The organism is Streptomyces sp. NPDC088732, from assembly GCF_044751205.1.
In the GTDB taxonomy this organism is placed as follows: Bacteria; Actinomycetota; Actinomycetes; order Streptomycetales; family Streptomycetaceae; genus Actinacidiphila.
This window is the reverse complement of record NZ_JBIVLI010000010.1, coordinates 222,683-248,118: the sequence shown is the minus strand read 5'-3', so window position 1 is coordinate 248,118 and position 25,436 is coordinate 222,683. Positions and strand designations below refer to the sequence as shown.

General features: G+C 72.8%; 28 protein-coding genes. 14 read left to right on the top strand and 14 right to left on the bottom strand.

What is annotated here, in order from left to right:
• Nucleotides 1-210 precede the first annotated feature (210 nt).
• The 5 genes from ACIP9H_RS19265 to ACIP9H_RS19245 all read left to right on the top strand — a co-directional run bounded on the left by ACIP9H_RS19265 (nucleotide 211) and on the right by ACIP9H_RS19245 (nucleotide 6,334).
• Nucleotides 211-2,049: a S8 family serine peptidase gene (locus ACIP9H_RS19265; RefSeq protein ID WP_401587208.1), complete on the top strand. Its 1,839-nt coding sequence runs from the start codon at nucleotides 211-213 to the stop codon at nucleotides 2,047-2,049.
• A gap of 158 nt (nucleotides 2,050-2,207) precedes the next feature.
• Complete coding sequence (locus tag ACIP9H_RS19260; protein ID WP_401587206.1) at nucleotides 2,208-3,485, top strand: aromatic acid exporter family protein; 1,278 nt, start codon at nucleotides 2,208-2,210, stop codon at nucleotides 3,483-3,485.
• A 118-nt stretch (nucleotides 3,486-3,603) separates the two neighbouring features.
• Entirely contained in the window at nucleotides 3,604-4,857 is a 1,254-nt protein-coding gene (locus ACIP9H_RS19255) for a PP2C family protein-serine/threonine phosphatase (RefSeq protein WP_401587341.1), read from the top strand.
• Between the two features lie 64 nt (nucleotides 4,858-4,921).
• Nucleotides 4,922-5,161, top strand: coding sequence for a MerR family transcriptional regulator (locus ACIP9H_RS19250; protein ID WP_401959881.1), 240 nt, complete (start codon nucleotides 4,922-4,924; stop codon nucleotides 5,159-5,161).
• Nucleotides 5,162-5,347: 186 nt separating this feature from the next.
• Nucleotides 5,348-6,334: an NAD-dependent epimerase/dehydratase family protein gene (locus tag ACIP9H_RS19245; protein ID WP_401587200.1), complete on the top strand. Its 987-nt coding sequence runs from the start codon at nucleotides 5,348-5,350 to the stop codon at nucleotides 6,332-6,334.
• An 18-nt stretch (nucleotides 6,335-6,352) separates the two neighbouring features.
• Here ACIP9H_RS19245 and ACIP9H_RS19240 read toward each other — a convergent pair whose 3' ends face one another.
• A complete protein-coding gene (locus tag ACIP9H_RS19240) occupies nucleotides 6,353-6,871 on the bottom strand; it encodes a tetratricopeptide repeat protein (RefSeq protein ID WP_401959879.1) in 519 nt (172 codons plus the stop codon).
• Nucleotides 6,872-7,154: 283 nt separating this feature from the next.
• Between ACIP9H_RS19240 and ACIP9H_RS19235 the strand changes: the two genes are divergently transcribed.
• Entirely contained in the window at nucleotides 7,155-8,021 is an 867-nt protein-coding gene (locus ACIP9H_RS19235) for a hypothetical protein (RefSeq protein WP_401959877.1), read from the top strand.
• 60 nt (nucleotides 8,022-8,081) lie between these two features.
• Here ACIP9H_RS19235 and ACIP9H_RS19230 read toward each other — a convergent pair whose 3' ends face one another.
• Complete coding sequence (locus ACIP9H_RS19230) at nucleotides 8,082-8,684, bottom strand: CGNR zinc finger domain-containing protein (RefSeq protein WP_401587195.1); 603 nt, start codon at nucleotides 8,682-8,684, stop codon at nucleotides 8,082-8,084.
• Between the two features lie 77 nt (nucleotides 8,685-8,761).
• Here ACIP9H_RS19230 and ACIP9H_RS19225 point away from each other — a divergent pair, with 77 nt between their 5' ends.
• Nucleotides 8,762-9,553: an MBL fold metallo-hydrolase gene (locus ACIP9H_RS19225; protein ID WP_401587193.1), complete on the top strand. Its 792-nt coding sequence runs from the start codon at nucleotides 8,762-8,764 to the stop codon at nucleotides 9,551-9,553.
• Nucleotides 9,554-9,669: 116 nt separating this feature from the next.
• On the opposite strand, the gene ACIP9H_RS19220 is transcribed toward ACIP9H_RS19225, so the two are convergent.
• Together ACIP9H_RS19220 and ACIP9H_RS19215 are read right to left on the bottom strand one after the other, a co-directional pair.
• Complete coding sequence (locus ACIP9H_RS19220) at nucleotides 9,670-9,921, bottom strand: helix-turn-helix domain-containing protein (RefSeq protein ID WP_401587190.1); 252 nt, start codon at nucleotides 9,919-9,921, stop codon at nucleotides 9,670-9,672.
• Nucleotides 9,921-10,412, bottom strand: a complete 492-nt coding sequence (locus ACIP9H_RS19215; RefSeq protein WP_401587187.1) for a DUF2975 domain-containing protein — start codon at nucleotides 10,410-10,412, stop codon at nucleotides 9,921-9,923. The genes ACIP9H_RS19220 and ACIP9H_RS19215 overlap by 1 nt, the downstream gene beginning before the upstream one ends.
• 122 nt (nucleotides 10,413-10,534) lie before the next feature.
• Here ACIP9H_RS19215 and ACIP9H_RS19210 point away from each other — a divergent pair, with 122 nt between their 5' ends.
• On the top strand, nucleotides 10,535-11,323 hold the full coding sequence (locus ACIP9H_RS19210) for a hypothetical protein (protein WP_401587184.1): 789 nt from the start codon (nucleotides 10,535-10,537) through the stop codon (nucleotides 11,321-11,323).
• On the opposite strand, the gene ACIP9H_RS19205 is transcribed toward ACIP9H_RS19210, so the two are convergent.
• Entirely contained in the window at nucleotides 11,310-11,738 is a 429-nt protein-coding gene (locus ACIP9H_RS19205) for a DUF6210 family protein (RefSeq protein WP_401587181.1), read from the bottom strand. The genes ACIP9H_RS19210 and ACIP9H_RS19205 overlap by 14 nt on opposite strands.
• A 292-nt stretch (nucleotides 11,739-12,030) precedes the next feature.
• On the opposite strand from ACIP9H_RS19205, the gene ACIP9H_RS19200 reads away from it, so the two are divergent.
• Complete coding sequence (locus tag ACIP9H_RS19200) at nucleotides 12,031-12,534, top strand: GNAT family N-acetyltransferase (RefSeq protein ID WP_401587179.1); 504 nt, start codon at nucleotides 12,031-12,033, stop codon at nucleotides 12,532-12,534.
• A gap of 151 nt (nucleotides 12,535-12,685) precedes the next feature.
• Here ACIP9H_RS19200 and ACIP9H_RS19195 read toward each other — a convergent pair whose 3' ends face one another.
• Nucleotides 12,686-13,207, bottom strand: a complete 522-nt coding sequence (locus ACIP9H_RS19195) for a hypothetical protein (protein ID WP_401959875.1) — start codon at nucleotides 13,205-13,207, stop codon at nucleotides 12,686-12,688.
• 188 nt (nucleotides 13,208-13,395) lie between these two features.
• Here ACIP9H_RS19195 and ACIP9H_RS19190 point away from each other — a divergent pair, with 188 nt between their 5' ends.
• Nucleotides 13,396-13,680, top strand: coding sequence for a hypothetical protein (locus ACIP9H_RS19190; protein WP_401587174.1), 285 nt, complete (start codon nucleotides 13,396-13,398; stop codon nucleotides 13,678-13,680).
• 586 nt (nucleotides 13,681-14,266) lie between these two features.
• Here the strand turns inward: ACIP9H_RS19190 and ACIP9H_RS19185 are convergent.
• Entirely contained in the window at nucleotides 14,267-15,931 is a 1,665-nt protein-coding gene (locus ACIP9H_RS19185) for a dolichyl-phosphate-mannose--protein mannosyltransferase (protein ID WP_401959873.1), read from the bottom strand.
• 66 nt (nucleotides 15,932-15,997) lie between these two features.
• Complete coding sequence (locus ACIP9H_RS19180) at nucleotides 15,998-16,153, bottom strand: hypothetical protein (RefSeq protein WP_401587169.1); 156 nt, start codon at nucleotides 16,151-16,153, stop codon at nucleotides 15,998-16,000.
• A gap of 163 nt (nucleotides 16,154-16,316) precedes the next feature.
• Here ACIP9H_RS19180 and ACIP9H_RS19175 point away from each other — a divergent pair, with 163 nt between their 5' ends.
• Complete coding sequence (locus ACIP9H_RS19175) at nucleotides 16,317-16,889, top strand: CGNR zinc finger domain-containing protein (RefSeq protein WP_401959871.1); 573 nt, start codon at nucleotides 16,317-16,319, stop codon at nucleotides 16,887-16,889.
• Between the two features lie 11 nt (nucleotides 16,890-16,900).
• On the opposite strand, the gene ACIP9H_RS19170 is transcribed toward ACIP9H_RS19175, so the two are convergent.
• Entirely contained in the window at nucleotides 16,901-17,311 is a 411-nt protein-coding gene (locus ACIP9H_RS19170) for an SsgA family sporulation/cell division regulator (RefSeq protein ID WP_401587163.1), read from the bottom strand.
• A gap of 207 nt (nucleotides 17,312-17,518) precedes the next feature.
• On the opposite strand from ACIP9H_RS19170, the gene ACIP9H_RS19165 reads away from it, so the two are divergent.
• Nucleotides 17,519-17,980: a DUF5709 domain-containing protein gene (locus tag ACIP9H_RS19165; RefSeq protein WP_401587160.1), complete on the top strand. Its 462-nt coding sequence runs from the start codon at nucleotides 17,519-17,521 to the stop codon at nucleotides 17,978-17,980.
• A gap of 16 nt (nucleotides 17,981-17,996) precedes the next feature.
• On the opposite strand, the gene ACIP9H_RS19160 is transcribed toward ACIP9H_RS19165, so the two are convergent.
• Entirely contained in the window at nucleotides 17,997-18,878 is an 882-nt protein-coding gene (locus ACIP9H_RS19160) for an SDR family oxidoreductase (RefSeq protein ID WP_401587157.1), read from the bottom strand.
• Between the two features lie 214 nt (nucleotides 18,879-19,092).
• On the opposite strand from ACIP9H_RS19160, the gene ACIP9H_RS19155 reads away from it, so the two are divergent.
• The gene (locus tag ACIP9H_RS19155; protein ID WP_401587155.1) at nucleotides 19,093-19,518 is read left to right on the top strand and encodes an ATP-binding protein; all 426 of its coding nucleotides are present in this window, start codon (nucleotides 19,093-19,095) and stop codon (nucleotides 19,516-19,518) included.
• On the opposite strand, the gene ACIP9H_RS19150 is transcribed toward ACIP9H_RS19155, so the two are convergent.
• The 3 genes from ACIP9H_RS19150 to ACIP9H_RS19140 all read right to left on the bottom strand — a co-directional run bounded on the left by ACIP9H_RS19150 (nucleotide 19,481) and on the right by ACIP9H_RS19140 (nucleotide 22,658).
• Complete coding sequence (locus ACIP9H_RS19150) at nucleotides 19,481-20,251, bottom strand: NUDIX hydrolase (RefSeq protein WP_401587152.1); 771 nt, start codon at nucleotides 20,249-20,251, stop codon at nucleotides 19,481-19,483. The two genes, ACIP9H_RS19155 and ACIP9H_RS19150, sit on opposite strands and share 38 nt — an antisense overlap.
• Nucleotides 20,252-20,280: 29 nt before the next feature.
• On the bottom strand, nucleotides 20,281-21,054 hold the full coding sequence (locus ACIP9H_RS19145) for a hypothetical protein (RefSeq protein WP_401959869.1): 774 nt from the start codon (nucleotides 21,052-21,054) through the stop codon (nucleotides 20,281-20,283).
• A gap of 299 nt (nucleotides 21,055-21,353) precedes the next feature.
• Entirely contained in the window at nucleotides 21,354-22,658 is a 1,305-nt protein-coding gene (locus ACIP9H_RS19140) for a PP2C family protein-serine/threonine phosphatase (protein WP_401959868.1), read from the bottom strand.
• Between the two features lie 174 nt (nucleotides 22,659-22,832).
• On the opposite strand from ACIP9H_RS19140, the gene ACIP9H_RS19135 reads away from it, so the two are divergent.
• A complete protein-coding gene (locus tag ACIP9H_RS19135; protein WP_401587145.1) occupies nucleotides 22,833-24,389 on the top strand; it encodes a N,N-dimethylformamidase beta subunit family domain-containing protein in 1,557 nt (518 codons plus the stop codon).
• A gap of 20 nt (nucleotides 24,390-24,409) precedes the next feature.
• On the opposite strand, the gene ACIP9H_RS19130 is transcribed toward ACIP9H_RS19135, so the two are convergent.
• Nucleotides 24,410-25,291 carry an ion transporter gene (locus ACIP9H_RS19130; protein ID WP_401587338.1) on the bottom strand — a complete coding sequence of 294 codons (882 nt, stop codon included), beginning with the start codon at nucleotides 25,289-25,291 and terminating at the stop codon, nucleotides 24,410-24,412.
• Nucleotides 25,292-25,436 lie beyond the last annotated feature (145 nt).

The window sequence follows — 25,436 nt, the reverse complement described above, 5'->3', positions numbered from 1 at the left end:
GCCCCCCCACCCCCCGTCCGCCCCGCGCTTTCCGCCCCCCCCCCTCCCCCCCCCTGGGGCTTTCTCGCGGCGGGCCGGGCGGGGCGCCACCCCGGGGGGGCCCCCCCCCGGCCGGGGCCGTCACCACGGCCGTGCGCGTCCGGCACCGGAACTCGCGCGGCCGGTTGTTGAGGGTGGACATGCAGGAACGACCAGGGTGAAGGCGGAGTGATGAGCGAGCAGCACGGCAACGGCGCCGCGGCGAAGGGGACCGGCGGCTCGAGGAACGGTGGCCGCAAAACGGGCCCCGCGCCCGAGACCGGCGGCCCGCGGGAGCCGCAGACCAGCGGGCAGAGCAGCGCCCGGCAGGAGCAGGACCAGGACCAGAGCCGGGGTACCGGGCAGCCGTTCCGGCAGACCCCCGGACGTGACAGCACCCGGCAGACCCGCAGCGGCTGGGGGCGCTACCTCGTCGCGCCGAAGCCCGTTGCCTGGCTGCCCGGCGGCGTGCCGCCGATCGAGGCGTCCGCCCTGTTCGAGCTGCTGGAGGAGGACCCGGACGTCGAGCCGCTGCGCCAGGTCCGGCCCTCGCGGGCCCGCGGGCTCGGGGCCATCGCCGGCCCGCTGCCGATGTGCCCCGCGGTCGCGGTCGTCGCGATGCCCCACGAGCGGGCCCAGGCGCTGGCCGCCAACCCGCAGATCGTGGTGGAGGCCGACCAGCCGCTGTCGTACCCGTCCGCCCCGGCCCCCGCGGCGCTCGCGGCACCGGCCTCCGACCCGTCGGTCGGCGTCACCCTGGACGAGCCCCAGCAGCTGACCGTGCGCGTCACGGGCAGCGACGGCCAGTCCGTCGGCGGCGCCGAGGTGTGGGCCACGGGCATGGCCATGACCTCGTACGCGGTCACCGGGGCCGACGGCCGCGCGCGTCTGACGCTGCCCGCCGACACCCCCGCCACGCTGCGCTCCCTGTTCGTCCGCCCGGCCGGCGGCTACTGGCCGATCCGCACCGGACGTCCGCAGCTGCTGGAGGACGCCGCGCAGTCCACGGAGCTGGCGGTCGAGGTCGTGGCACTGTCGGACACCTTCGAGGGCTTCCCCGACCAGCCGCTGGTCGGCTGGGGCACCCAGGCGATGCGCCTGCACCAGATCCCGCCGACGTACCGCGGGCACGGTATCCGCATCGCCCTGCTGGACTCCGGTGTCGACGCCGACCACCCCGACCTGAAGGACACCGTCTGGCACGGTGCCGACTTCACCCCCGGGGCCGAGGACGGCGGATGGCAGACCGACGCGACCGGGCACGGCACCCGCTGCGCCGGAGTCGTGGCCGCCGCCGACAACCGCTCCGGCATGACGGGCATCGCGGCCGACGCCGAGCTCCACGCCCTCAAGCTCTTCCCGGGCGGCCGGGTCAGCGACCTCCTCGACGCGATCGACCGGTGCGTCACCCACGACATCGACCTGGCCCAGATCAACCTGTCCTACGGCCAGCCCTCCCAGCTCGTGGCGTGGAAGCTGCTGGACGCCCACGCGGCCGGCATCGCCGTCATCGCACCCGCGGGCGACACCAACGCGGCGATCTCGCCCCTGGCCGCGCTGCCCACTGTGCTCGCGGTCGGCGCGCTGGCGCACACCGGCACCTACCCGCCCGGCAGCCCGGTGGCCGCGGTCCAGCCGCCGTGGCCCGGCCCGTTCGCGGCGCCCTTCACGCCGGTCGGGCCCGGGGTCGACCTGATCGGCCCCGGCGCGGCGATCGTCACCACGGTGCCCGGCAACGGGTACTCCGTCGCCGACGGGACCGCGCTGGCCGCCGCGCACCTGACCGGTCTGGCCGCGCTGCTGCTCGCCCACCACGACCAGCTGCGCAGCTCCCCGCACCCCCGGACCGCCGAGCGCGCCGACCACCTCATGGCGCTGCTCCGCACGGCCAGCCGGCCCGTGCCGGGCACCGACGTACTGCGGCAGGGCGCCGGCCTCCCCGACGCGCCGATCGCCCTCGGCCTGCCGACGGTGCCCCCGGTGTATGACGGGCAGGAGTACATGCCGTCAGGGCCGGCGTCGCAGAACTGACACCGGCCGGCAGCGCCGGGGCGAGGGGCCGCGCGCCCTGCGCCCCGGCGCTGTGCTTTTCCCTCAACGGCCGTCCCCCGCCCGCTCGTTGACGGAATACCCGATCGGCATGTGCCCAGGTCAGGTGTACGAACGGGTGGTGCGGGCAAGGTCAGGGGATGCCTGCACGTGAAGCTGTCGCCGCGCTGCTCAAGCGCGGCAGGGACCCCGTCGTCACACTGACGCTGCGCGCCACCGTGGCGGCGACCATCTCCTATGTCATCGCGCTCCGGATCAGCACGGAGGCGGCACCGCTCACCGCGCCCCTCACCGCGCTGCTCGTCGTCCAGGTCACGCTCTACTCGACGCTCACCACCGGGATCCGGCGGGTCAACTCCGTGGTGGTGGGGGTGCTGCTGGCCGTCGGTTTCAGCGCGTTGGTGGGTCTGACCTGGTGGAGCCTCGGCCTCGTCGTCCTGGCGGCGCTGGTGGTGGGCCAGTTCGTCAGGGTCGACGAGTTCGTCAACGAGGTGGCGATCAGCGCCATGCTGGTCCTCGGGGTGTCCCAACTGGCGCACCAGGCCTGGGACCGGGTGCTGGAGACGCTGATCGGGGCGGGCGTGGGCCTGCTGCTCAACTTCCTCTTCGCCCCGCCGGTGTGGGTCGGCACCGCCGGCGAGTCCATCGAGGACCTGGCCCGCCGTATGCGGCACCTGCTGCTGCGCGTCTCGGAGGAACTGGACGTGCCGACCGCCGTCGAGCACGCCGAGGCCCGGCTGCACGAGGCACGCCGGCTGGACCAGGACGTCTCCGAGGTCGACGTGGCCCTGCGCCGGGCCGAGGACAGTCTGCGCCTCAACCCGCGGGTCAAGGAGGGGCTGCTGTCCCGGGTGGTGCTGCGGACCGGTCTGGACACCCTGGAGATCTGCGTGGTCGTGCTGCGCGTCCTGACCCGGTCGCTGACCGACCTGGCCAGACGGCGCGGCGGGAACGAGCCGCTGTTCGCCCGCGACGTGGCGGTGGGCATGGAGCAGCTCTTCGCCCACCTCGGCGGTGCCCTGGTGAGCTTCGCCGTCCTGGTCACCACCCAGGTGAGCCGCAGCGCCGAGGAGGCCGAGGACCGGCTGGCGGCCGAACTCGACGCCGCCCGCGCAAGCCGTGACAACGTCGCGCACCTGTTGCTGGACCGGGTGCGCGAGCATCCGCACTCCTGGCAGTTGCACGGCGCCGTCCTGGCGGAGGTCGACCGGATCCTGGACGAACTCGCTCCCGAACACCGCGCACAGCGCCTGATGGAGGAGCTGGACCGGGCCGCGCGCGCCCGCCGGGAGCGGTTCGCCGCGCTCACCCGCGTCCGCGACGCCCTCCGGGGCGGGCCGGGCACCCCGCGGCCCGCCCCGCGCGGGGAGGGCCTGGTCCTGCGCCGGTTGCAGCGCGGGGTGTGGCCGCGCGAATGAGGCGCACGCCGTCCGCCGGGGCCCGCACGGGCCCCGGCGGACTGCCGCGCGACAGGTGGCGGCGGGGCGCACCTTATAAATTGGACGGGTGGGCCTGCCAGGCACGGACAACGGCCGGATGACGGTGCCGGCGGCGGACATCGACTACGAGGCGCTGTTCGCGGCGACGCCGAGCCCGAATCTGGTCCTGGATCCGCATCTCGTCATCGTGGCCGTCAACCTGGCCTACCTGGAGGCGACCGGGCGGACCCGCGACGACCTGCTCGGCCAGTACCTCTTCGACGCGTTCCCCGACAACCCCGCCGATCCCCAGGCGGACGGGGTGCGGAATCTCAATGCCTCGCTCGAACGCGTCCTGGCCTTCCGCACGTCCGACACCATGGCCCCGCAGAAGTACGACATCCCGGTGGTGTCACGGCCCGGCGCGTTCGAGGAGCGCTGGTGGAGCCCGATCAACACCCCGGTCCTCGCCCCGGACGGCAGCGTGTCCTGGATCATCCACCGGGTGGAGGACGTGACCGCGTTCGTGCAGGCCCGCCGCCACCGCCACCACCCGGAGGGCGGGCGGCTGAGCGCCCGCGAGCAGGTGATGGAGGCCGAGCTGTACGCGCGCGCCCGCGAACTGCAGCTGCTCAACGAGGAGCTGCGGCAGGCGCACGCCCGGGAACGCCAGGTCGCGCTGACCCTCCAGGACGCGATGCTGCACTCCCCCGACCTCGCCCAGCACGGCGATGTCGCCGTGCGCTACCTGCCGGCCGCGGGCTCGCTGAATGTGTGCGGCGACTGGTACGACGTGGTCGACCTGCCCGGCGACCGCTTCGCCGTCGCGGTCGGGGACGTCGTCGGCCACGGGCTGCAGGCGGCGAGCGTCATGGGCATGCTGCGCAGCGCCCTGAGCGCGGCCATGCGCACCGTCCCCGAACCGGCGCAGGCCCTGGAGATCCTCGGGCAGTACGCCCGCAGCGTGGAGGGCGCCCTGGCCACCACCTCCGTGAGCGTGCTCATCATCCGGGCGAGCCGGGAGATCAGGTACAGCAGCGCCGGGCATCCGCCGCCCGTCCTGCTGCGGGCCGACGGGGACTGCGTCCTGCTGGACCGGGCCACCGACCCGCCGCTCGGGGCCCGGCCCGCGCATGCGCCACGGCCCCAGGCGAGCGTGACCTACGCGCCCGGCGACGTGCTCGTGCTCTACACCGACGGCCTCATCGAACGCCGCGGGGAGGACATCGACGTCGGCCTGGCCCGCCTCACCGGCGCCCTCGCCGAGGAGGCCCACCTCGGCGCGGAACCCCTCGCCGACACCGTCCTGCACCGCCTCGGCCTCAGCCACGGCGGCGCCGACGACATCGCCCTGGTCACCGTGCGGCTGTGAGCCGCGTGATCGCGGAAGATCCGGCATTTGCCTTCAAGCGCTTGAGGTCTGTGACGCTGTCCGCATGACGACTTTCGGCATACAGGACGCGTCCCGCCGCAGCGGGCTGAGCGAGCCGACGCTGCGCTACTACGAGGACGTCGGGCTGCTCGGCCCGATCGACCGCGACGACCGGAACGGCCACCGGCGCTACCGGCCCCAGGACCTCGACGTGCTGGAGGCACTGGCCTGCCTGCGCGCGGTCGGCGTCGGCATCGAGGACATGCGCACCTACCAGGCCAATCGGGCGCGCGGGCGCCGGTGACCAGCGCGACCTGCTGCTCCGCCACGCCGAGCGCATCGAGGCGGAGATCGCCGACCAGCACGCGCGGCTCGGCTACGTGCGGGAGAAGGCCGCGCTGTGGGACGCGCGGGAGCGCGGCGACATCGCCGCGGAGACCGAGGCGACCCGGCGTGTGGTGGACGCGGCCGGCCGCCTGGGGGTGCCGCGATGAGCCCGGTCCTGGTCACGGGCGGGTCCGGCTACCTGGGCACGCACCTCGTGGCGGCACTGCTGCGGGCCGGACGCCCCGTACGGGCCGCGGTGCGTTCCATGGACCGCGAGCCCGAGCTGCGTGCGGCCGTGCGCCGGGGCGGGGCGGACGACGCGGGCCTGGAGATCGTCGCCGTGGACCTGACGGCCGACGACGGCTGGAAGGCCGCCGTCGCGGGCTGCGAGGAGATCCATCACGTCGCCTCGCCCTTCCCCGTCGTCCAGCCGGAGAATCCCGACGCCCTGATCGTCCCCGCCCGGGACGGCGCGCTGCGACTCCTGCGTGCCGCGCGGGACGCGGGCGCCCGGCGTACCGTCCTGAGCTCGTCGTTCGCGGCGATCGGCTACACCCCCAAACCGGGGTCCGACTTCACCGAGGACGACTGGACCGATCCCGGCACGCCGGGCCTCGCGCCCTATCCGCGCTCGAAGGCGATCGCCGAACGTGCCGCGTGGGACCTGATGGAACGCGACGGCGGCGACACCGAACTCACCGTGGTGAACCCGACGTTCATCCTCGGACCCACGCTCACAACCGATCTGCGCTCCTCGATGCAGCTGCTCAAGGCGATGCTCGACGGAACGATGGGCATCGCACCGCGCGCCCGCTTCGGCGTCGTCGACGTACGCGACGTGGCCGACCTGCACCTCCGGGCGATGGCGGCCCCCGAAGCCGCGGGCAAGCGGTTCCTGGCCGTCTCCGACGGCCCGACGACGAGCTTCGTCGAAGTGGCCGCCGTCCTGCGCCGCCGGCTCGGCACGCCGGCCGCCCGCGTGCCCACCCAGGAGGCACCGGGGGACGATCTCCCCCGCCCGGTCATCCACAACGACCGCGCCCGCGAGGAACTCGGCTGGCGCCCGCGCCCTTCCGACACGACGATCGCTGATTCCGCCGAGAGCCTGCGCACCCTCGGCCTCTGGACACCGACGACCGACAGCCCCTGACACCGCGGGGCCACGGCGTCACCGCCCTTGACCGCCCCCTCCGGCTTCCGCTCGGTCGACCAGACGCAGCGCGGTCTCGGTCGCGGACCTGAGTGAGGAGTCTCCCTCGCCGCTCCGCAGACGCAAGGCCTTCTCCAGCAACACTCGTGCCTCAGCGGTCCGCCCCTGGTCAAGGCGCTGCTTGCCCAGGTGCTGGAAGCAGAAGCAGAGCATGTCCTGCTGCCCGGCCTCGCTGAGCCGCAGGGCCTGCTGGTAGTGCGGCTCCGCGGCCTCCAGGTCACCGCAGTACCGGTGGGCGTCTCCGAGGTTGAGATGAATGGCGATGGCGAGCTTTCCATCGGCGAGCGCCGATGCCTGTCGCAACAGCCTGATGGCCTCGTTGTGACGGCCCAGCACCAGAAGCCCCACCCCTGCGCGACGCAGCAGCGCGGGCCGGTCACCGGGACCGTCGAGCAGTTGGGCCACCGCCTGGGTCAGCGCTTCGCGGTCGGTGGGAACCATACGGCCGTAGTCGTCCAGTGCGATCAGGTCGTCCATGCATCCCGCCTCGCCTCGGCCGGCCACCCGTCGGTCGTCGGGCGGCTCCGTACGAGAGGCTACGGACCGGAATCAAGAACAAGATCCCCGAGAAGGATGAAGTGCAGGCGGTGGGCAGGTGAAGGGCGGCGGGACCCGTGGCACGCAGGCACCTTTCCGGGTGGGGATCTTTCGGGGCGTAGCGCGAGCAACGGCCGAGGTCGGGATAAAAGATCGTTGACGCGGCAATGCCGCGGCCGTTGTGATGTCCGGACGCAATGGGGTGACTGGGGAGGGAACGTCCATGGGCGGAGAGCACACGGGGACCGGGGATTCCGGGGCGGCTCAGGAGACTGCCGGTGTCGCGGTGAAGGCAGGTTCCGAGGCCACGGCGCCGGCCGCCGCCGGAGGGACCGCGCAGGCCTTCGCCGGGGCCCAGCAGCAGGTTCCCTGGGTACCGCAGCCCGTCGGCGCCCTGGATCCCCAGCGGCCCAAGTCCCGCCGTGTGCTGTTCCTCGCCCTCGGCCTGGTGGTCGGCTTCGGCGTCGGCGCCTTCACCGACGCCGGTCCCTGGGCCGACGACGCCGTCTCCGCCCACTTGCCCTGGGCCTCGACGTACCACCTGGTGCCCCGTGCGGAGTTCCGCGGCATGGCGCAGATGGCCGAGGACGACCCGGAGATCGTGCAGGCCCTGGACAACTGGAACGACGACACCGGCGCGATGAAGCAGCTCATCGAGTCCATCCCGGACGTCACGCCGGTCGTGACCGGCTACCGCGACGCGGAGCAGCAGCGCGACGTGTCCTTCCTCGGCTTCGAGGCACGCGACGACATCGGCCTCGACCCCGACGAGGTTCTCGACACCGCGTTCGGCGAGGAAGAACGCAAGCAGAGCGAGACCGAGCTGGCCGCGATGGCCGGCGGCAAGACGAAGGTGAAGGTCACGTACGGCACGCGGCGGCAGGTCGACAGCGATGTCTTCGACGGCCGCATGCACTGTGCGCTGGTCACCGTGACCGCCAAGGGCACCGCACGGCTCGGTTTCTGCGTGTGGGCCGACCGGAGCACCATCGGCACCGTCACCTCGACGGGGCGCAACGGGGAGATCGACCTCGACTCCCTCACCGCGGACGCGCGGGCGCTGCGACTGGCCACCGAAGTCCCGCGCTGACGGCGGCCGTCTCCGGCACCCGCACGGGGTGCCGGAGGCAGTCCGGCACCGCCGCGACGGTCACATGGCGGCGGTACGGCGCGCGTAGGCGCGTGCCGCGCGGGCGCGGTCGCCGCAGCGGGTGGAACACCACTGGCGGCGGCCGTGGCGAAGCAGGTAGCGGTTGCAGGGGGCGGAGCCGCACGCGGTGAGCCGGTGCGCGTCGGGGCCCGTGAGCAGGTCCGAGGCGTCAGCGGCGAGGACGGCCAGGGCGTGGTCCACGATCGCGGTGGTGGGGTGCGGAGCGGCGCGGTAGGGCCCGCTCTCGTCGTCCCATCGCAGCAACGGCACCGTTGGGATCCGGGTCATGGCGTCGTTGACGGCGCCGACCGCGGCGGGGAGGGCGGGCAGCCCTTCGGTCCAGGAGGCGAACAGCGACCTGATCTGTTCGCGCAATGCGCGCAACTGCGTCGCGCACATCTCCCGCATGCCGGCGTCGACCGGCGCGAGGCCGCGTTCCGCGAGCCACTGGTTCGCCTGCGCGGGAGCCCCCAGAAGATCGACCGTGTGCCCGCCGGGCAGCGCTGTCGCGCTGTTGGCGAGGGCGAGAGCGAGGTGCTCCTCCTCGCCCTGTGCGGGTGGCAGGCCGGGCGGTTCGATCAAGGACTCCTTCACGTGTCTCATGGTACGGCTTGCTTGCATCCGTGAGAGACGACTACCGTGTTATCACGGTTAAACCGTGCCCATCCGTGAGGTGCTCCATGTCTTCCCTTCCCGCAGCGACCAACCCGTTCCCCGTCCGCGTCTTCGGCGGCCCGACCGCCCTCTTCGAGTACGGCGGCCTGCGCTTCCTCGTGGACCCGACCTTCGACGCCCCGGGCGACTACCCCCGCCCCGGCGGCCGGTTCCTGACGAAGACCGCCGCCTCCAGTGGGGTCCCCGCAGATCTCGGCGCTGTCGACGTGGTCCTGCTCTCGCACGACCAGCACCCCGACAACCTCGACACCTCGGGCCGGGCCCTGCTCGCCGACGTCCCGCTCACCCTCACCACCCCCGGTGGCGGACAGCGACTCAAGGAGCGGGCCAAAGGTCTGGCCGACTGGGAATCCATCGAGCTGAACCGGCCCGGCGGCGGCACGGTCACCGTGACCGGCGTCCCCGCCGTCCACGGACCCGGCCCGCGCGAGAAGGTCGAGCCGGTCCTCGGGCAGGTCGTCGGCTTCGTCCTGACCGGGGAGGGCCTGCCGGCCGTCTACGTGAGCGGCGACAACGCGTCCCTCGACGCGGTCAAGGAGATCGCCGGGCGCTTCGCCCCCGTCGACACGGCCCTCCTCTTCGCCGGCGCCCCCCGCTTCCCCGAACTCTTCGACAACCAGCTGATCGTCCTGGACAGCACCCAGGCCGCCGAGGCCGCCGGACTTCTCGCCGCCGGCCGCGTGGTCCCCGTCCACTACGACAGCTGGGCCCACTTCACGGAAGGCCGCGACGAACTGACGGCGGCCTTCACCGCCGCCGGGCTGGCCGACCGCCTGGACTGGGGCCGGCGGGACTGACACCGCGGCCCGGCGGACTCCCCCAACACGACGGAATCCGACGCCCGTTCGCGCGAACGACAGACCCCCGTCCTTCCGACGCGGAAGGACGGGGGTCCGCTCCCCGGGCGGCGCCGTCACGCCCCCCGGGGCACCTCGGCCTCAACCGCTGCCGCGTCCTCGGCCTCGGCCTCCCAGCGCAGCAGGTCGCCGGGCTGGCATTCCAGGACCTCGCAAAGGGAGGCGAGCGTGGCGAAACGCACCGCCTTGGCGCGGCCGTTCTTGAGCACCGCCAGGTTGGCCGGCGTGATCCCCACGCGCTCGGCCAGCTCGCCCACGGACATCTTCCGCTTGGCCAGCATCACGTCGACGTCGACGACGATCGGCATCAGATCACCTCGTCCAACTCGGCCCGCATCTGCGACGCCTCGACGTCGCGTGCGACGGCCTGCGCGAGCAGCGTCCGCATGACGAGCACGAGAAGTGCGACCCCCAGGATGGCCACTCCGATCCCGCCCATGATGAGCGTGACGCCCGGATCCTCCCGCTGGCCCGGCGCATTGATGATCGTGATCGCGAACCACACGAGGGAGGCCGCCACGATCGCGCCGATCACGATGTCCACGTACCGGAAGGCGGCGTGGGAGAAGACGGTTCCGCGGCGCACCATCGTCACCAGTCGCCAGACGCAGACCAGGGCCACCTGGACGGCGATCATGCCCAGGATCGTGACCACGCGGAACGCGGTCAGTGGGAGCGTCCCGTCCTCCGGGTCGCTCCCGCTGATCAACACCCACACCAGCAGGGCCTGTACGAACACAGTGCCGGTGAGCACCAGCACGAGCACGGTGCGCAGCGCGGCCACTGTCAGCTTTCCCATGACTCACCCTTCAATCGAGTTACGATGGGAATCTATCGAATCTCGATAGGTGAGGCAAGTGGCGCTGTGGCGGGGCGACCGACCCCCGCAGCCGGGACCGGGATGCCACGTACGCTCCGCACATGGCTGTATCGCTGCGCATCCCGGAGTATTCGGACGGCCGCCCGCTGGCGGCAGTCGAGGACCTCACGCGAGAACCCGCCTTCTGGCTCGCTCACCTCGTCCTGACCATGGGCGATCCGGGCGACGATCCCGAACGCTACGGGGTGGACCCAACCGCCTACGAGGAGATGGTGGAGCGCCTCGGCGACAGCGGATCGCCCTGGCCTGCCCTACGGGTGCCCTTCGCCGGCGGGCACACGGCCTACGTGGTGTACGCCAACGACGAGGACATGAGCGACGTGGCCTTCTTCGTCCGCCACCCCGAGTGGGGACGGCTCGGCCACCTCGGCCAGTGCGGCGCCGAGGGAGCCGGCCCCGGACTGTCCTGGTCCGAGCTGGTCGCGCTTGCCGCATCCCCGCACCACAGCGGCGAAGGCGTGACCGACCCCTCCCAGCGACTTCTGCTGCTGCTTCCCATGCTCGGCGACGCCGACACACCCGACGAGGCCCGCGACGCCGTGGCGCGTGCGCTGTCACGCTGCGGCATACCGTCCGACGCGGCAGCGGAATTGACCGAAGCGCTCATGGGCGAGGACACGTTCGACGACGAGCCCGGCTGGCGCGTGACCGATTCCGGCCCGGTGGCGATCTGTTCCTCGCCCTACAGCCCCCGCCGGATCCCGCTCGCCCTCGGCATCACGCCGGACCAGGCCGAGGCCCTGGCCGACGCCCTCAGCGGCGGGAACGGGCCCAACCCGGCTGCCGCCACGGAAACAGGTCAGTCGTCGCGGTCCTTCAGTCCGAGTTGAACCACACCAGCACCCCCGGGCCGTCCGGCGTGATCACCGGCACCCAGGCCTCGTCCGCTTCACGGATTCGGCTCTCGTCCAGCCGGAGGGGGTGCGGCTCCTCCGCGGTACCGTCGCATGCCCAGTACACGACAGCCCCGACGATCTCGCCGAGCCTGTCCCGCTCGCCATCCGGCCATGCGTAGTCCCAGGTGCCGGCACCGCGGTAGTCCGTCTCGAACAGCTCGCGCAGCGCGGCCAGTTCATCGGGGCCGAACATCGGCACCAGAAAGCCCTCGACCCGTCCCTGCCGACACGCGGTCCCGCCGTACTGCTGCTGGTAGACGACCCCCGTCTTCGCCTCGACCACCACATACAGCCGGCCACCGGCACTCATGCCGTCGGGATCGAGGGAGACGAAGCGCCGAAAAGTCATGACCCCAGTCTTCCGAGCCGTGAGCCACGATCTCAACGAGATCCAAGGCCGGGACCCGTCCCGCACTCAGAGCTGCGGGAACGGCGACAACAGCGGCGGGATGCCCCCGGCCGGATCCTGCCGTGCGTCACGCATCTCCCCCCAAGGGATCTTCGAGACACCCTTCAAGAGACCTCCCACTGCCACCCCCTCAAAGCAACGCGCCGGAGCGCGCAGCGCCTGCATCTGGAACCTCCCGCACGCTGCGAGCCACGTCTGTAATTCGTAATGATCCGTGAGGCAAGGTGGGGGCATGACGACGTACGAGACGATGCCGTTCCACCTTGAGACCGAGCGGCTGATACTGCGGCCGTGGGCCGAGTCGGACGCCGCCGAGTTCTGCGCCCTGCTCTCCGAACGCGGCAAGGGAACCCCCACGGTTGAACACATCCGGACGTCCATCGCGGGGCTGCTCGCCGCGACGGCGACCACGGGGATCGCCCTGTTGCCCATCCAGCGCCGCGACGAAGGCGACTTCATCGGCTACTGCGGGCTGATCATCGGCCGTTCCACCCTGGAGGAGCCTGAAATCGCGTATGAGCTGTTCCAGCACGCGCATGGGCGCGGCTACGCCACCGAGGCTGCCGGCGCGGTGCTCGATGCCGCCATCGCGACCGGGCGGAAACGGCTCTGGTCGACTGTCGGTACGTGGAACGCACCGTCGCTCCGTGTCCTTGAGAAGCTCGGGTTCGAGCGGGATCACGTTTCCACGGAAGACAACGGTGAAGTGGTCTGGCTCACACGCTCGTTGCCGTGACGGGTGAGCACGCTCCCGATGCCTGATGCTCCGCATGATCGAGTGTGCTCCGGCAGAGCGCCGGCCGGCATACAACTGACGACGGTCAACGGTGGCCGCACCCGTGTCCGCACCAGACCAACCAGCAAGATCACGATCTGCAGACGGAGAATCAGGCCTTGACGATCGCTCCGACCGCGGCCGCCACGTCTCGGGATCCCCCCGCGAGGCCCGCAATCTTCGCAACGGCCTCACCCACCCATTGAGGATCCCCGAGTCTTGCCGCACGGCCGCATTCCACTGTCCGCTTGAGGAACTCATCCACTTTGCGGATCTCCTGCCTGCCGTACCTCCTGGGGGCATGCGTGAAATACGCGACCCAATCCTCGTACGGGTGGCGCAGCGTGGCGGCGACGAAGGCCTCCCCGCCCCCGAGCCGGGAAAATCCCCCCAGGGCCATAGAAAAGTCCGTGAACCTGGCCAGTGCCTTTGAGTTTCCCAGCCGGCCGGGTTGCGCCGAGAGGTGGAGATTCATGAGCCGCCTCCACGGGATGACCTGCACCTCGACCCCCTCGACCCAGTAACCGAACCCCTGGTCATGGAGCTTCAGGTATTTCCCCTTGCGTGCCGCCGAATCGCCGATGATCCACTCGTCTGCGACGAGTTCCAGAGGACCCAAAGTCAGAGCGTTCATCGACCACCGATCCTCTGCCCAGCAACACACCACCTCGCCGCACGATACCCCGAATTGTACGGCCTTTCGACATATGCCCTTCGCGCGAGGGACCCGGGGAGCTCCCGCCTTTCAGATGACGAGGCGGACGACGAGACCGGTCGGCTCGCACCCAAAGCCCCTCCCCACCTCCGCGGTAATGTTCCCGCGTGACTGCCTCGTTCATGCTGATCCCCGGCTTTTGTTTCGTACTCCTGGGCGTCTTGGCCTTGAACGGCCGGGGAAACGCGGAGTATGCAGGAATGCCCATGGTCGCCTGGGGTTGGGTGGCGATGGGTGGTGGCTTCGTCCTGGACGGCGGGCCGACACTCCTCGGGTTCTCGTTCGGAACGAGGGCGACGCTTGCCGGCGTGGGCCTGGTGTTCATCGTGCTCGGTGGGGTGCTTGTGATCTGGGGCAGATCGAGGGCCCGCCGCATCGAGCAAGGCAACTGAGGCGGACATCCGACAGTTGGACCGCCTCCGGGCCGTGCGAGCCGCACCAAGGACGGACGACGCCGACAACCGATGGCTGTTCGGCCACAGGTCACAGCTTTGACCGCCTGAGCGAACCCAGGCCGGCGGGCTCCTTGAGCGCTTCCCGAAGGAGAAGAACCGGTCGATTCGGGGGACAACACCGATTCACTGCCGGTGCGTTGACCTACCGGGCTCGAGTGAGGAACATACGTCCGTGATCAGAAACAGTCCCGCGATGGCGGTCTGCCGTCATGTCGGTTGAGGGTTGGCACGAGGCGCGTCCGCTGCTTCACACGCGCCCGTTTCCTGCGCGTCTGCGCAACTACCTCCTCGCCGTGCCGTGCTTCGCCGTGTTGGCGGTCCCGGAGCACTGGTGGGGGGATGGATCCTGGCCATGGATCATCCTGACTCAAACCGTCATGCTCACAGCGCTTGTTTGCTATGTCGAGGTCCGCGCTTGGCGACTCCGTCGGGCCCTTCGTATGCCCGACGGGGTGGGCGAGCAGTAGCCGCGAGTACCCGGGCAACCGACCGGCAGCGCGTGGCCGCGGACACGCGCCGCGGGTCAGATCCAGGAGTCGAGCCACATACGGGCGTGCCAGGAGGAGTAGGGGATCGTCTGCCCGGTGTAGATCGGGAAGAAGTAGATGAAGTTCCACACGATGAGCAGGACCAGGGTGCCCGTGGCGACCGTTCCCCATACGCGGCGCCTGTCGTCCGATCCCGGTGGGCCCAGGAGCGTGCCCAGCGTCATCGCGACGGCCAGGCACAGGTACGGGACGAAGGCGACGGCGTAGAACGTGAAGATCGTGCGGTCCTGGTAGTTGAACCAGGGCAGGTAGCCGGCCGCCACCGCGCAGAGGACGGCGCCGGACCGCCAGTCGCGGCGCAGGGCCCAGCGGTAGAGGAGGTAGGCCAGCGCGAAGCAGCCCGCCCACCACAGCGCGGGGGTGCCGAGGGCGAGGATCGCCCGGGAGCAGCCCTCGGCGGCGCCGCAGCCGTCCTGGCCGAGTTTCGGGGACTGGTAGTAGAACGAGGTGGGGCGGCCCAGGACGAGCCAGCTCCAGGGGTTGGACTGGTACGGGTGCGGGCTGTGCAGGCCCACGTTGAACTGGTAGACCGCGTACTCGTAGTGCCACAGGCTGCGCAACGGGGCCGGGATCCACGACCAGGTGCCGCCGCGGCCGTCCGCCCAGTGGCGTCCGTAGCCGCCGTCGGTGGCGAACCAGCCCGTCCAGGTCAGCAGGTAGGTCACGACGGCGACGGGCAGCAGCGAGAGCACGGAGGGGACGAAGTCCCTGCGCAGTACGGCGGCATAGGGGCGGCGGGCTCCGGCCAGGCGCCGGGCGCCGACGTCCCAGAGCAGCGTCAGGATCATGAAGAAGGCCAGGTAGTACAGGCCGTTCCATTTGACGGCGGAGGCGAGGCCGAGGAAGACGCCTGCCGCGAGCCGCCAGGGGCGTGCGCCCGTGCCGGTGCGGGCCGCGGCCGTGGCGTCGGGGCCGGCGAAGCCGTCGGCGCCCACCGGCAGGGCGGCGGCCAGCCGGGCTCGCGCGTGGTCGCGGTCGATCAGGAGCGAGCCGAAGGCCGCGAGGACGAAGAGCATGACGAACACGTCGAGCAGCGCGACGCGGCTCATCACGAAGTGCAGGCCGTCGACCGCGAGGAGGCCTCCGGCCAGGCAGCCCAGGGCCGTGGAGCGGAACAGCCGCCGGCCTATTCGGCACAGCATCAGGACCGAGACCGTGCCGGCGAGGGCCGCCATGAAGCGCCAGCCGAACGGGTCCAGGCCGAAGCCCCATTCGCCGAGCGCGATCATCCACTTGCCCATCGGCGGGTGCGCGACGAACGTCCCGGGGTCGGTGAGCGGCAGGTCGGCGGAGTGGCCGAGGATCGCCGGGTCGGCGATCTTGCGGTCGGGCCAGGTGCCCTCGTAGCCGAACCGGAGCATCGACCAGGAGTCCTTGGCGTAGAACGTCTCGTCGAAGACCACGTCGTGCGGCCGGCCGAGGTCCCAGAACCGGAGCACACCGGCGAACACGGCGACGAGCAGCGGCCCGAGCCAGCCGGCCCGTGACGCGCCGAACGGCGGCACGAGCCGCTCCCGGATGTCCGTCCAGGGGCGCGCCTCGTAGCCGAACGGCCGCAGTCCCCGCAGCCAGGAGCCGGGCCACCCGCCTGCGGGACGACCCTCGCCGGCGGGGGTCTGTGTCGCTGTGTGCGTCGTCACTCGGCCATCGTAGGGATCAGGCAGGGCAGCGACGCCGCCGCCCCCGGGCACCCGGGGCGGGAAAGGTCACCAGACCTGGGCGAAACAGCCGATCATCGTCGCCACGGCGACGAGACCCACGAGCACGGCGGCGAAGGTACGGGGCAGGGTCATGGTGACTCCTTCGATGGCGGGGGTTGCGGGCCGCGGTCGGCGGCCCGGTGCCCGTGCTCCGCCGGTCACGGCGGACCAGCGGACGGGCGGCTCACGACCCACCCTCATAACCGGTTGGGCTGGTGACGATGCTGCGTCACGCCCCACTTCCCTGTCAAGCGATCGATGCGGGAGGATGAGGGGGCGATGTACGGTGCTTGCCCGGAGAAGCATCACCTGTCAGAATGGTGACATGGTACACGCCTTCCCGTGCGGGACCCCGGCACTCGATTTCGTCGGCACACTGCGGGCCCGCCGCAACCCGGAACCCCGCGAGATGCTCACGTCGCCGGAGAGCCTCGACGCCTGGTTCCGCGAGTCCGGGATGGTGCACGCCGACACCAAGTGCGGCCAGGACGACCTGGACGCCGCGATGGGCCTGCGCGAGGCCGTGTACGCGCTCGTCCGCGCGGGACTGCTGGGCCAGGACCGCGACGCCGCCGCGGTCGCCCTCGTCAACGACACGGCGCGGACGCCCTCCGCGGTCCCGCAGCTCACGGCGGAGGGACGGCGCGTCGAGGCGACCCCCCGGCAGGCGCTCTCCTCCCTGGCCCGCCAGGTCATCGACATCCTCAGCGGTCCGGAGGGGTCACTGCTCAAGGAGTGCGGCCGCCCCGAGTGCACGCAGGTCTACATCGACCGCTCGCGCGGCTCGCGCCGCGAGTGGTGCGCCATGGAGACCTGCGGCAACAGGGTCAAGGCCGCCGCCTACCGCGCCCGCAAGAAGGCGTCCGGCGACCCGGTCGCGGCCGGCGGCGACCGCTGACACGACCCGGCCTAGGCCGACAGCAGCCCGCTGATGCAGGCGTCCCAGTCGATGCAGCCCGACTCGGTGCCGAGCGGGACGAGGGCGATGGCGGCCGCGAGGAACGCGGCCAGCACGCCCGTCCCCACCCGCAGAACGGCCGTGCCCGACTGCCCGCCCAGCCCGATCAGGGTGTCCCCGTCGGCTCCCGGGCGGACATGGACGTCGCCGGCCCCCGAGGGTCCGCGCAGTCCCGCGAGCAGCAGTTCGCGGGAGACCACCCACACCGCGTCCCCCGTGCCGGACACCCGGCCGAAGCGCATGTGCACCGCATAGGGCTCGTCGGCGCCGTACCGGCACTCGACGGACAACTGGAGCATCGGCCCGGGGCCGGCCCTCAGGCGCATGGGCAGCCGCTCGACGATCGATTCCGTTGCTTCCATGCGGATGCCCTGTCTCCTGTGCGTCTCCCGTGCCGGCACCGGCCGGCGTCCACCACGACGATGGAATGCGTCTGCCCCCGCCGCCCGTGCGGCGCGATGGAGGAACGGCGGGGATCGTGGGGAGGTACGGCGTGTGCTCCCCGGGCCAGGGGGGCGGGCGCACTCGTCCCGAACGGGACGGGACCGGCGGAGGCGGAGGAGGCGGTCATGACCGACGACCCGATGGCGGACGACGTGTACCAGCCGACCGGCGGCAACGAGGAGCAGGAGGACGCGGCGCCCCTCGACATGGAGGACGCGCTCGGCGAACGCGACTACGACGACATCCTGGACGAGGGCTACTCCCCGCCCGAGCGACCGCTCGGCCTGGACAAGGTGGGGGTCACCGCTGCCGAGCAGCGCGCCGGGGAGAGCCTCGACGAGCGCCTTGCCGAGGAGGTCCCCGACGACACGGTCTACCCCGGGGACGACATCGGCGACCTGGCCGGAGGGGACGGCGAACCGGTCGACCCGCAGGCCGGGGCGGAGCGGGCCGGACGCCTCGTGGCACGGGATGCGGGCACGGACGGTGACGACCTGCTCGCCGAGGACGTCGGCGTCGACGGCGGTGCGGCGGGCGCCGAGGAGGCGGCCGTGCACATCGTCCCGGAGGACACGCCCTGGGAGTGAGGAACGAGGGCCGGGCTCAGGCGGTCGGGCCGTCGCCGGGCATGTCGGCGCGGCCGCCGGGGCCCAGCAGACCGGTCGCCGTGAACGGCGTCCGCTCGGCCAGCCGCGGCAGTTCCCGGCGCGAGAACCGTACGACGAAGGACGGCAGCAGCGCGCGCACCGGTTGCGCCGCCCGGAGCCACGGGGGTGCGTAGACCGCCGGGGCGCGGCGTTCCACGGCGTCGGTCAGCCGGGCGGCCACCGACGCGACCGGGTACACCTTCCGCGCGGGAGGCGGCATGTGGGCGCGCAGTTCGCGCAGCACCGCGTACTCGTCCGCGTCGCGGATCATGTCGGTGTCGGTCCAGTTCAGGTAGGCGATGCCGACCGCCACCCCCTCGTGGGCGACCTCGGAGCGCAGCGACTGCGCGAAGGACTCCACGCCCGCCTTGGACGCGCAGTACGCGCTCATCATGGGCGCGGCGCCGATGGAGGCGAGCGAGGCGACCTGGAGGAGGTAGCCCCGCGTGCGCAGCAGGGAGGGCAGGAAGACCCGGGCCGTGGTCGCGCTGCCGATGAGGTTGACCTCGATGACGCGGCGCCAGACGGCGGGGTCGGACTCCACGAACGGGCCGCCCTCGGCGATGCCGGCGTTGGCGACCACTACCGCGGGGTCTCCCATGCGGGCGGCCACCTCACCGGCGACCTGTCGCATGGTGGCATCGTCGGTGATGTCGGCCTCCCAGCACAGGGCCTGGGTGGGCAGTGAGCCGGCGACGGCCGCAAGGGTCTCCTTCTCGCGGCCGAGCAGGGCGACGCGGGCTCCGCGCCGGGCCAGTTCTCGCGCCATGCCTGCCCCGATGCCGCGCGCGGCCCCCGTCACCACGGCCACGCGGTCCCGCAGGACGGACTGCTTCACCGGTACTCCCCCGTCCTCGCCGTCCCCGCCGGGCGCGCCGCCCGCCGGGGTCGCTCGCGCCGTACGGCCCGGGTGGGCGTCGTCGGCCGGTCCCCACCCACGATCCGCCCCCGGGCCGCGCTCCGCATCACGGGCCGTCGCGGCCCCGTGCCGCGGCGAAAGCGGGGTAGACGGGAGATGCGGGCCCCAGAAGACCGTAGAAGGGAGAAGCGCGGTGGCCGACACATCGATGAAAGCCGTGGGCTGGGCGCGGTCCTTCCCGGTGTCCGGCGGGGTGCGGGCGGGCCGGCGCTGGACCCGCGAGCACCTGGACACCCTGGAGTGGACCAAGGACGCCCCGGGAACGGTGGACGACATCCTGCTCACGGTGTCGGAGCTGATCACCAACGCCCATGTGCACGCCCGCAGCGACGCCGAGCTCATCCTGACCTGGGACAGCCGGTGCCTGCACGTGAGCGTCCACGACTCGGGCGGCGAGCTGCCCGCCCGGCGTCAGGCCGGGGCGACGGCGACCGGTGGCCGCGGGCTCGCCCTGGTGGAGGCGGTGGCCGACCACTGGCACACCCACACCCAGCCGGACGGCAAGACGGTGACGGCGTGCTTCACCCCGCCCGGCCGGCCGGAGGGTCCTCGCTCCTGAGGCCGTCCTCCGGCTCGCCGGCGCGGCCGGTCCAGCGGCGGACGACCGCGTCCAGGTAGTCCACCGCGCGGGCGCCGAGGGCGGCGACATCCACCGGGGACCCGACGAACGCGAGGCGGTCGAACTCCGGCTCCAGGCCCCGCGCCGTCTCCGAGGCCACCAGGTCCGCGAAGCGTTCCCGCAGCAGGGCCTCGCGGCGCGGCGGCGCGAGGAAGAGGACGCCGACCGTGCCGTTGGCGGCGTGGGTGACGAGCCAGAGCGCCAGGTCGCCGGGCGGGACGACGGTGCCGGTCTCCTCCGCCAGTTCGCGGGCGGCGTGCCGGCGCAGCGCGTCCAGGTCCAGCGTTCCATGGTCCTCGGGGGGTTCGGCGGATCCGCCGGGCAGCTGGACACGGCTGAGGGTCGCGGTCCAGGGCGCCATCCGGCCGACGAGCAGCCGCCCGTCCTCGTCGGGTTGCAGTACGGCGACGAACAGCGAGGGCAGCCAGCCGGTCGCCCCGGGGAAGCGGCGCAGGACGTGCCGCCGGTACGTCGTCCTCGCCCAGGACAGGACGAGGGAGTCCGGCGCGTCGCGCCCGAGCCCGACGCAGGCCGCCACCGGCCCGTCGAAGAGGGCCGGCGCCGACGCGACGGCCGCGTCCCAGGCCCGGTCCATGGCCGACCGCACGGCCGGCGGCACCTCCGGCGTGCCGACCTCGACCAGGCGGATCCGGCGGGCCTCCCGGAGTGCCACGCCGCGTGCGGGCGGTGGCAGCGGCCCGGTCACGGGCCGGTCGCGGGCGCCCGGACCGGGACCGGCCCCGCGAAGCCGGTGAACGTCATGACGCTCTGGTAGCGGCTGTCGTCGGGGTAGACGAGGTCCTCCTCGAAGCGGGTGACGCGTCCTTGGGCGTCCACCCAGGCCGTGCAGGTGACGCCCTTCGTCCCGGGGACGTCCTCGCGGGGCACGAGCGTCGCGTAGGTGCGGGGGTCCACGCCCTCGAAGGCCGCGGTGGCGATCCAGCCGGAGAGCCGGTACAGCGGGGGGCCACCGGTGTCCGCACGGAGTTGCTGACGGGCGTTGGCGGGCTGGCGGGCGAGCAGTTGGGCGACGGCGTGGACCTGCATGATCTGGTTGCCGGGCGGCGCCTTGGCGAGCGGGTCGTGCCACCAGCCGCGTACGGTACGCCCGTTGCCGTCGACCTCGCGCACCCAGGCGCCGGTGGGCAGCAGCACCTCCTGGGCCTCCTTGTACCGGTCGGGCTCTACGGACGACACGGTGAACTCGCCGGTCGTGCGGGCGCCGAGGTTGAGGGTCCCCTCGATCCGCTGCACCGGTGAGGAGTTCGCGCCGCGCGGTCGTTCCGTGTGGAAGCGGGCCGAGTAGGGGTGGGCGGCGCGCTCGGCCAGCGCCTGCCCCACGGCGGAGTCCGGCAGCGGCGCGACGGTGCGGAGCGGGTCAGGGGCCGCCGCGCCGGACGGCCCGCCGCAGCCGGCCAGGACGAGGATCGCGGCCAGGGCCGCGGGGCCGGTGAGGCGCGGGGCCGACGGTGTCATGGGCGCAGTATGACGGGCGCGGGTGTGCGGGAGGTGAGCCGTCGGCAACGGTTCCGGACACGGCAGAGCGGCTGCCCGTGCGGCGGGACCCAGTCCTCCCTTGCGCGAACGGGCCGCGCTGGCCCGTGCGGCGGGCAGTCCCGCCCTCCCCGCCGCGTCGGCACGGGCCGCGGCCTGCGCGGCCGTCACCTGGACGACCACCCGCAACCGTTCCGGACCCGGCCGGACGGACGCCCGCGCAGCGGGACCCGGCCTTCCGGCATGCGAACGGGCTGCCGCACGCCGGTACGGCGACCGGCTCAGGCCGGGTTCCGCCGGGCGGGTCCGCCCTCCTCGCCGCGGCGGCGGGGGACGTCGGCGTGGGCCGCGGTCACCTGGACGGCGGGGGCGCGCCGTTCCCGGGGGACCGTCGTCGGCGCGCCCAACTTCCGTTCGGCCGAGCGGGCGTCGGCGCAGCGGCGGCGCACCGCCACCAGCGCGACGTCGTCGTCGAGGCGGCCGCCTGCGTAGCCGGTGACGTCGTCCAGCAGGCGCTCGATGACGTTGTCGGGGGCGCCGCTCTTGGACAGCGAGGCGAACCGGTCCAGGGCGGGGTAGAAGACGCCCGCGCGGTCGCGGGCCTCCAACAGCCCGTCGGTGTGGAGGAGCAGGAGGTCGCCGACCTCGAACACGAAGGTGTCGACGCGGTAGTCCTGGCCGGTGTTCGCCACGCCGAGCGGGGGCGCGGGGTGGGTCAGGTCGAGGAGGTCCACGTCGTGGCCGCGCGCGAACATCGGCTGCGGGTGGCCGCAGCTGATGACCCGGACCACGGGGAGGTTGTCGGGGATCTCCAGCACAAGCGCGGTCACGAAGCGCTCGCCGGCCTGGGCGTCCCGTTCGCCGACCTGCCCGAAATGACGTGCGACGCTCGCCTCCAGCGCGATGGCGACCCCCTTGAGGAACATGTCGCGGTGCGCGGCCTCGCGGAAGGCGCCCAGGACCGCGGCGGCGTCGTCGACCGCCGCGAGGCCCTTGCCGCGTACGTCGGCGATCAGCAGGCGCACGGCCCCGTCGACCCGCTCCGCCGCGTACAGGTCGCCGCCGATGCGCGCGTGGGCGGCCGCCGAGCGGTAGGCGGTCGCCATGTCCACGCATCCCACACGGCACGGCAGCGGCCTCAGCAGGGCGCGCTGCGCGGTCTCCGCGACCGAGCGGACGGCTCTGAGGGTCCTGCGGTCGCTGTCCCGCGCGCGCCAGAAGACCAGCACGAGACCGCAGACGACCAGCAGGTCCAGCACGTGGATCGGCAGGATGAGGGAGTGGCCGAGGCCGTCGTGGACGTCCACCGCGACGGCGCCCGCGCAGGCCAGCACGGTCATGTGGATGGTCGCGAGCGCGCTGTACAGGGTGGCGGTGAGGGCGGGCACCGCGACCAGCAACGAGGACAGGTGGACGCTCATGGGGACGAGCAGCCCCATGAGGACGATGACGAGCAGCGCGACCGCGGCGACGACGAGGGGCAGCCGCCGTCGCAGACCGGGACCGAGCGCCCGGAACGCCGGTCGCGTGGGTGCGGCGGGCCGGGCGCTGCCCGTCGCGAGTCGTGCCTGACCCGAACTCCTCATGGGGACCTCCGACCGCGCGGTGAGGGCGGTTCCTTTGGTCAGCACGGCGGAATGTCGGAAATATTTCCTTTGAAGATATTTGCTGGTGAAAGTTCCCACGGATGCGCGACGCCGCGTCCTCCGCCCGGCCCAGTCCGGCGGGCCGCGTACGGCGTCGCTGTCTAGCCTCGCGATGTGATCGCGCCGTGGGACCGCAGACGTTTCCTGGGAGGAGTGTCGGCGGTGGGCGCGGCGGCCGTCGCCGCGGGCTGCTCGGCCTCCGGTACGCCGCCGCACGACCGCGCGACCGGCGGTCTGGACGTCCGCGCCGAGAACGCGCGGCCCGGCGACCGGGACTGGGGACTGCGGTCCCGCGGCGACGACCGGGCGATCGAGGGCTTCGCCGACCGGGTGAGCGTGCTGCCCGGCGAGGAGTTCCGGCTGCTGGTGTCGACCACGGACCGTACGTACCGCGCGGAGGCGTTCCGCATGGGCTGGTACGGGGGCGCGCAGGCCCGCCGGGTCTGGGCGTCCGGCGACCTGGCCGGACGGCGGCAGGAGGTACCGGGACCGCAGGGGACCACCCGTACGGTGTCGGCGGCACGGTGGGGCCCGGGGGTCGCCGTCCGCACCCGCGGCTGGCCCGAGGGGGCCTACCTGGTGCGGCTCACCGCGGGGGAATCGGGGGCGCAGCGCTACGTGCCGCTCACCGTGCGGTCACGGGCGGCGGCAGGGAAGGTGGTGCTGGTCAACGCGGTGCCGACCTGGCAGGCGTACAACACCTGGGGTGGGCGCAGCCTGTACCACGGCCCCGGCGGCGCGGCGGACTACGCGGGCCGCTCCCTGGCCGTCAGCTGCGACCGCCCCTACGACCGCGACGGGGCGCCGCTGTTCCTGACCTACGAGCAGCCCGCCGTCGCGCTCGCCGAGAGCCTGGGGCTGCCGCTCGCGTACGCGACCGGCATGGACGTGGACCACGAGCCGGGACTCCTGGCCGGGGCCCGCGCGGTGGTGTCGCTCGGCCACGACGAGTACTGGACACCCGCCATGCGCGGCCGGGTGACGGCGGCCCGCGACAGCGGGACCAACGTGGCGTTCCTCGGCGCGAACGCCTGCTTCCGGCGCGTCCGCCTGGAGCCGACCGCCCTCGGCGAGCGGCGCCTCGTCGTCTGCTACAAGAGCGACTGGCCGCGCGACCCCCTGAACGGCAAGGACGACGCTGCCGTCACGACGGACTGGCGCGAGCCGCCGCACCCCCGGCCGGAGAACGCGCTCACCGGGACGCTCTACGAGTCCAACGGCACCAGCGCGGCGTACGCCGTCGCCGAACCGGGCCACTGGCTGCTGGAGGGGACCGGTGCCACGGGCGAAACCCGCTTCGCGAACCTCGTCGGCACGGAGTACGACCGCGTCACCGGCGCGCCGCCGACGCCCCGGCCGATCGAGATCATCGCCCACTCGCCGCTGGTCTGCCGGGGCGTGCGCAGCTTCCACGACACCGCGTACTACACGGTCGCGAGCGGAGCGGGCGTGTTCAACGCCGGCACCATGCGCTGGGTCGGCTCGCTGAAGGGGGACGGCGACCACGGCACGTCCCGGGCGGCGACACGCTTCACCCGGCGCGTCACCACGAACCTGCTGCACGCCTTCGCCGAGGGCCCGGCAGGACGGCGGCACCCCGCCCGGGACAACCTCGACCGCTTCCGTCCGTACGCGGGCGACGCCGTGGCGGAGCGGCACGACCTGTGGTGAGCGCGGTCCTGCCGGGGCCCTCAGGCGTCCTGGCGTGACGCGGCGGTGGCCGCCAGGCCGGATTCGAGATCGTCCAGAGCCCGGCGCAGGGCGTCGATCCGCTCCCGCAGCGCGCGCTCGTCCGGCGGCGGGTCGGGCGGGCCGGCGGCGGCCGCCGCCGCCTCGCGCTCCAGTTCGCGTGCCTCCTCCAGCGAGTTGATCACGACGCCGACCAGGAGGTTGACCAGCACGAAGGAGCCGAGGAGGACGAAGGAGCCGAAGTACAGGATCGACCAGCGGGACACCTCCAGCCCGGCGCGCACCGCGTCGCCCAGGCCGTCGAGGGTGATGAGCAGGAAGAGCGTGAGCACGGCCCGCCCGATGGACCCGTAGTGCCCGGGGTCGGCGGCGGCGAAGAACACCCAGCCGACCATGGCGTACACGTACAGCAGAAGGGCACCGACCAGGAGGAAACTGGCGGTGCCCGGAAGGCTCTTCCCGACGGCCACGATGATGATCCGCAACTGCGGCAGGAACCGGGCGGCCCGGAACACCCGCGCCAGCCGCAGCAGGCGCAGCACCGTGGCGTTGTCCCGTGCGACGGGCAGGAACGCCAGCGCCACCACGGCCAGGTCGAACAGGTTCCACGGGTCGCGCAGGAACTCCCGGGGGCGGTCGGCGTGCGCGGCGGCCCTTAACAGGATCTCCGCGGTGAAGACCGCGAGGAAGCCGTGCTCCAGGAGCTTCAGGGGCCCGTGCCAGCGGTCGGCGAGTCCGTCGTAGGTCTCCACGCCGAGGACGGCGGCGTTGGCCAGGATGACCGCGAAGACCGCGACGCCGAACCAGTCGGCGTCGACGACGCGGCGGCAGCGCGCGGCCACCGCGTGGGCCGGCGGAGGAGGACCGGGGGTGTGGTCGGCCATGTGCTGGTACTCGTTCCTCCGTGCCACTGCCCGTACACCAACTGAGCAGGATCTTAGCCTGCGTTGGCGTGCGGGGAGGGAGGTACGCGGACACCGCGCCCGGCTGCCGGTACCGTACCGACTGGACGGTACCCAAACTCGGCGG

Coding starts and splice junctions, on each gene's coding strand:
- ACIP9H_RS19265 (WP_401587208.1), top strand. CDS start 211: ATGAGCGAGCAGCACGGCAACGGCGCCGCGGCGAAGGGGACCGGCGGC.
- ACIP9H_RS19260 (WP_401587206.1), top strand. CDS start 2,208: ATGCCTGCACGTGAAGCTGTCGCCGCGCTGCTCAAGCGCGGCAGGGAC.
- ACIP9H_RS19255 (WP_401587341.1), top strand. CDS start 3,604: ATGACGGTGCCGGCGGCGGACATCGACTACGAGGCGCTGTTCGCGGCG.
- ACIP9H_RS19250 (WP_401959881.1), top strand. CDS start 4,922: ATGACGACTTTCGGCATACAGGACGCGTCCCGCCGCAGCGGGCTGAGC.
- ACIP9H_RS19245 (WP_401587200.1), top strand. CDS start 5,348: ATGAGCCCGGTCCTGGTCACGGGCGGGTCCGGCTACCTGGGCACGCAC.
- ACIP9H_RS19240 (WP_401959879.1), bottom strand. CDS start 6,871: ATGGACGACCTGATCGCACTGGACGACTACGGCCGTATGGTTCCCACC.
- ACIP9H_RS19235 (WP_401959877.1), top strand. CDS start 7,155: ATGGGCGGAGAGCACACGGGGACCGGGGATTCCGGGGCGGCTCAGGAG.
- ACIP9H_RS19230 (WP_401587195.1), bottom strand. CDS start 8,684: ATGAGACACGTGAAGGAGTCCTTGATCGAACCGCCCGGCCTGCCACCC.
- ACIP9H_RS19225 (WP_401587193.1), top strand. CDS start 8,762: ATGTCTTCCCTTCCCGCAGCGACCAACCCGTTCCCCGTCCGCGTCTTC.
- ACIP9H_RS19220 (WP_401587190.1), bottom strand. CDS start 9,921: ATGCCGATCGTCGTCGACGTCGACGTGATGCTGGCCAAGCGGAAGATG.
- ACIP9H_RS19215 (WP_401587187.1), bottom strand. CDS start 10,412: ATGGGAAAGCTGACAGTGGCCGCGCTGCGCACCGTGCTCGTGCTGGTG.
- ACIP9H_RS19210 (WP_401587184.1), top strand. CDS start 10,535: ATGGCTGTATCGCTGCGCATCCCGGAGTATTCGGACGGCCGCCCGCTG.
- ACIP9H_RS19205 (WP_401587181.1), bottom strand. CDS start 11,738: ATGACTTTTCGGCGCTTCGTCTCCCTCGATCCCGACGGCATGAGTGCC.
- ACIP9H_RS19200 (WP_401587179.1), top strand. CDS start 12,031: ATGACGACGTACGAGACGATGCCGTTCCACCTTGAGACCGAGCGGCTG.
- ACIP9H_RS19195 (WP_401959875.1), bottom strand. CDS start 13,207: ATGAACGCTCTGACTTTGGGTCCTCTGGAACTCGTCGCAGACGAGTGG.
- ACIP9H_RS19175 (WP_401959871.1), top strand. CDS start 16,317: ATGGTACACGCCTTCCCGTGCGGGACCCCGGCACTCGATTTCGTCGGC.
- ACIP9H_RS19170 (WP_401587163.1), bottom strand. CDS start 17,311: ATGGAAGCAACGGAATCGATCGTCGAGCGGCTGCCCATGCGCCTGAGG.
- ACIP9H_RS19165 (WP_401587160.1), top strand. CDS start 17,519: ATGACCGACGACCCGATGGCGGACGACGTGTACCAGCCGACCGGCGGC.
- ACIP9H_RS19145 (WP_401959869.1), bottom strand. CDS start 21,054: ATGACACCGTCGGCCCCGCGCCTCACCGGCCCCGCGGCCCTGGCCGCG.
- ACIP9H_RS19140 (WP_401959868.1), bottom strand. CDS start 22,658: ATGAGGAGTTCGGGTCAGGCACGACTCGCGACGGGCAGCGCCCGGCCC.
- ACIP9H_RS19130 (WP_401587338.1), bottom strand. CDS start 25,291: ATGGCCGACCACACCCCCGGTCCTCCTCCGCCGGCCCACGCGGTGGCC.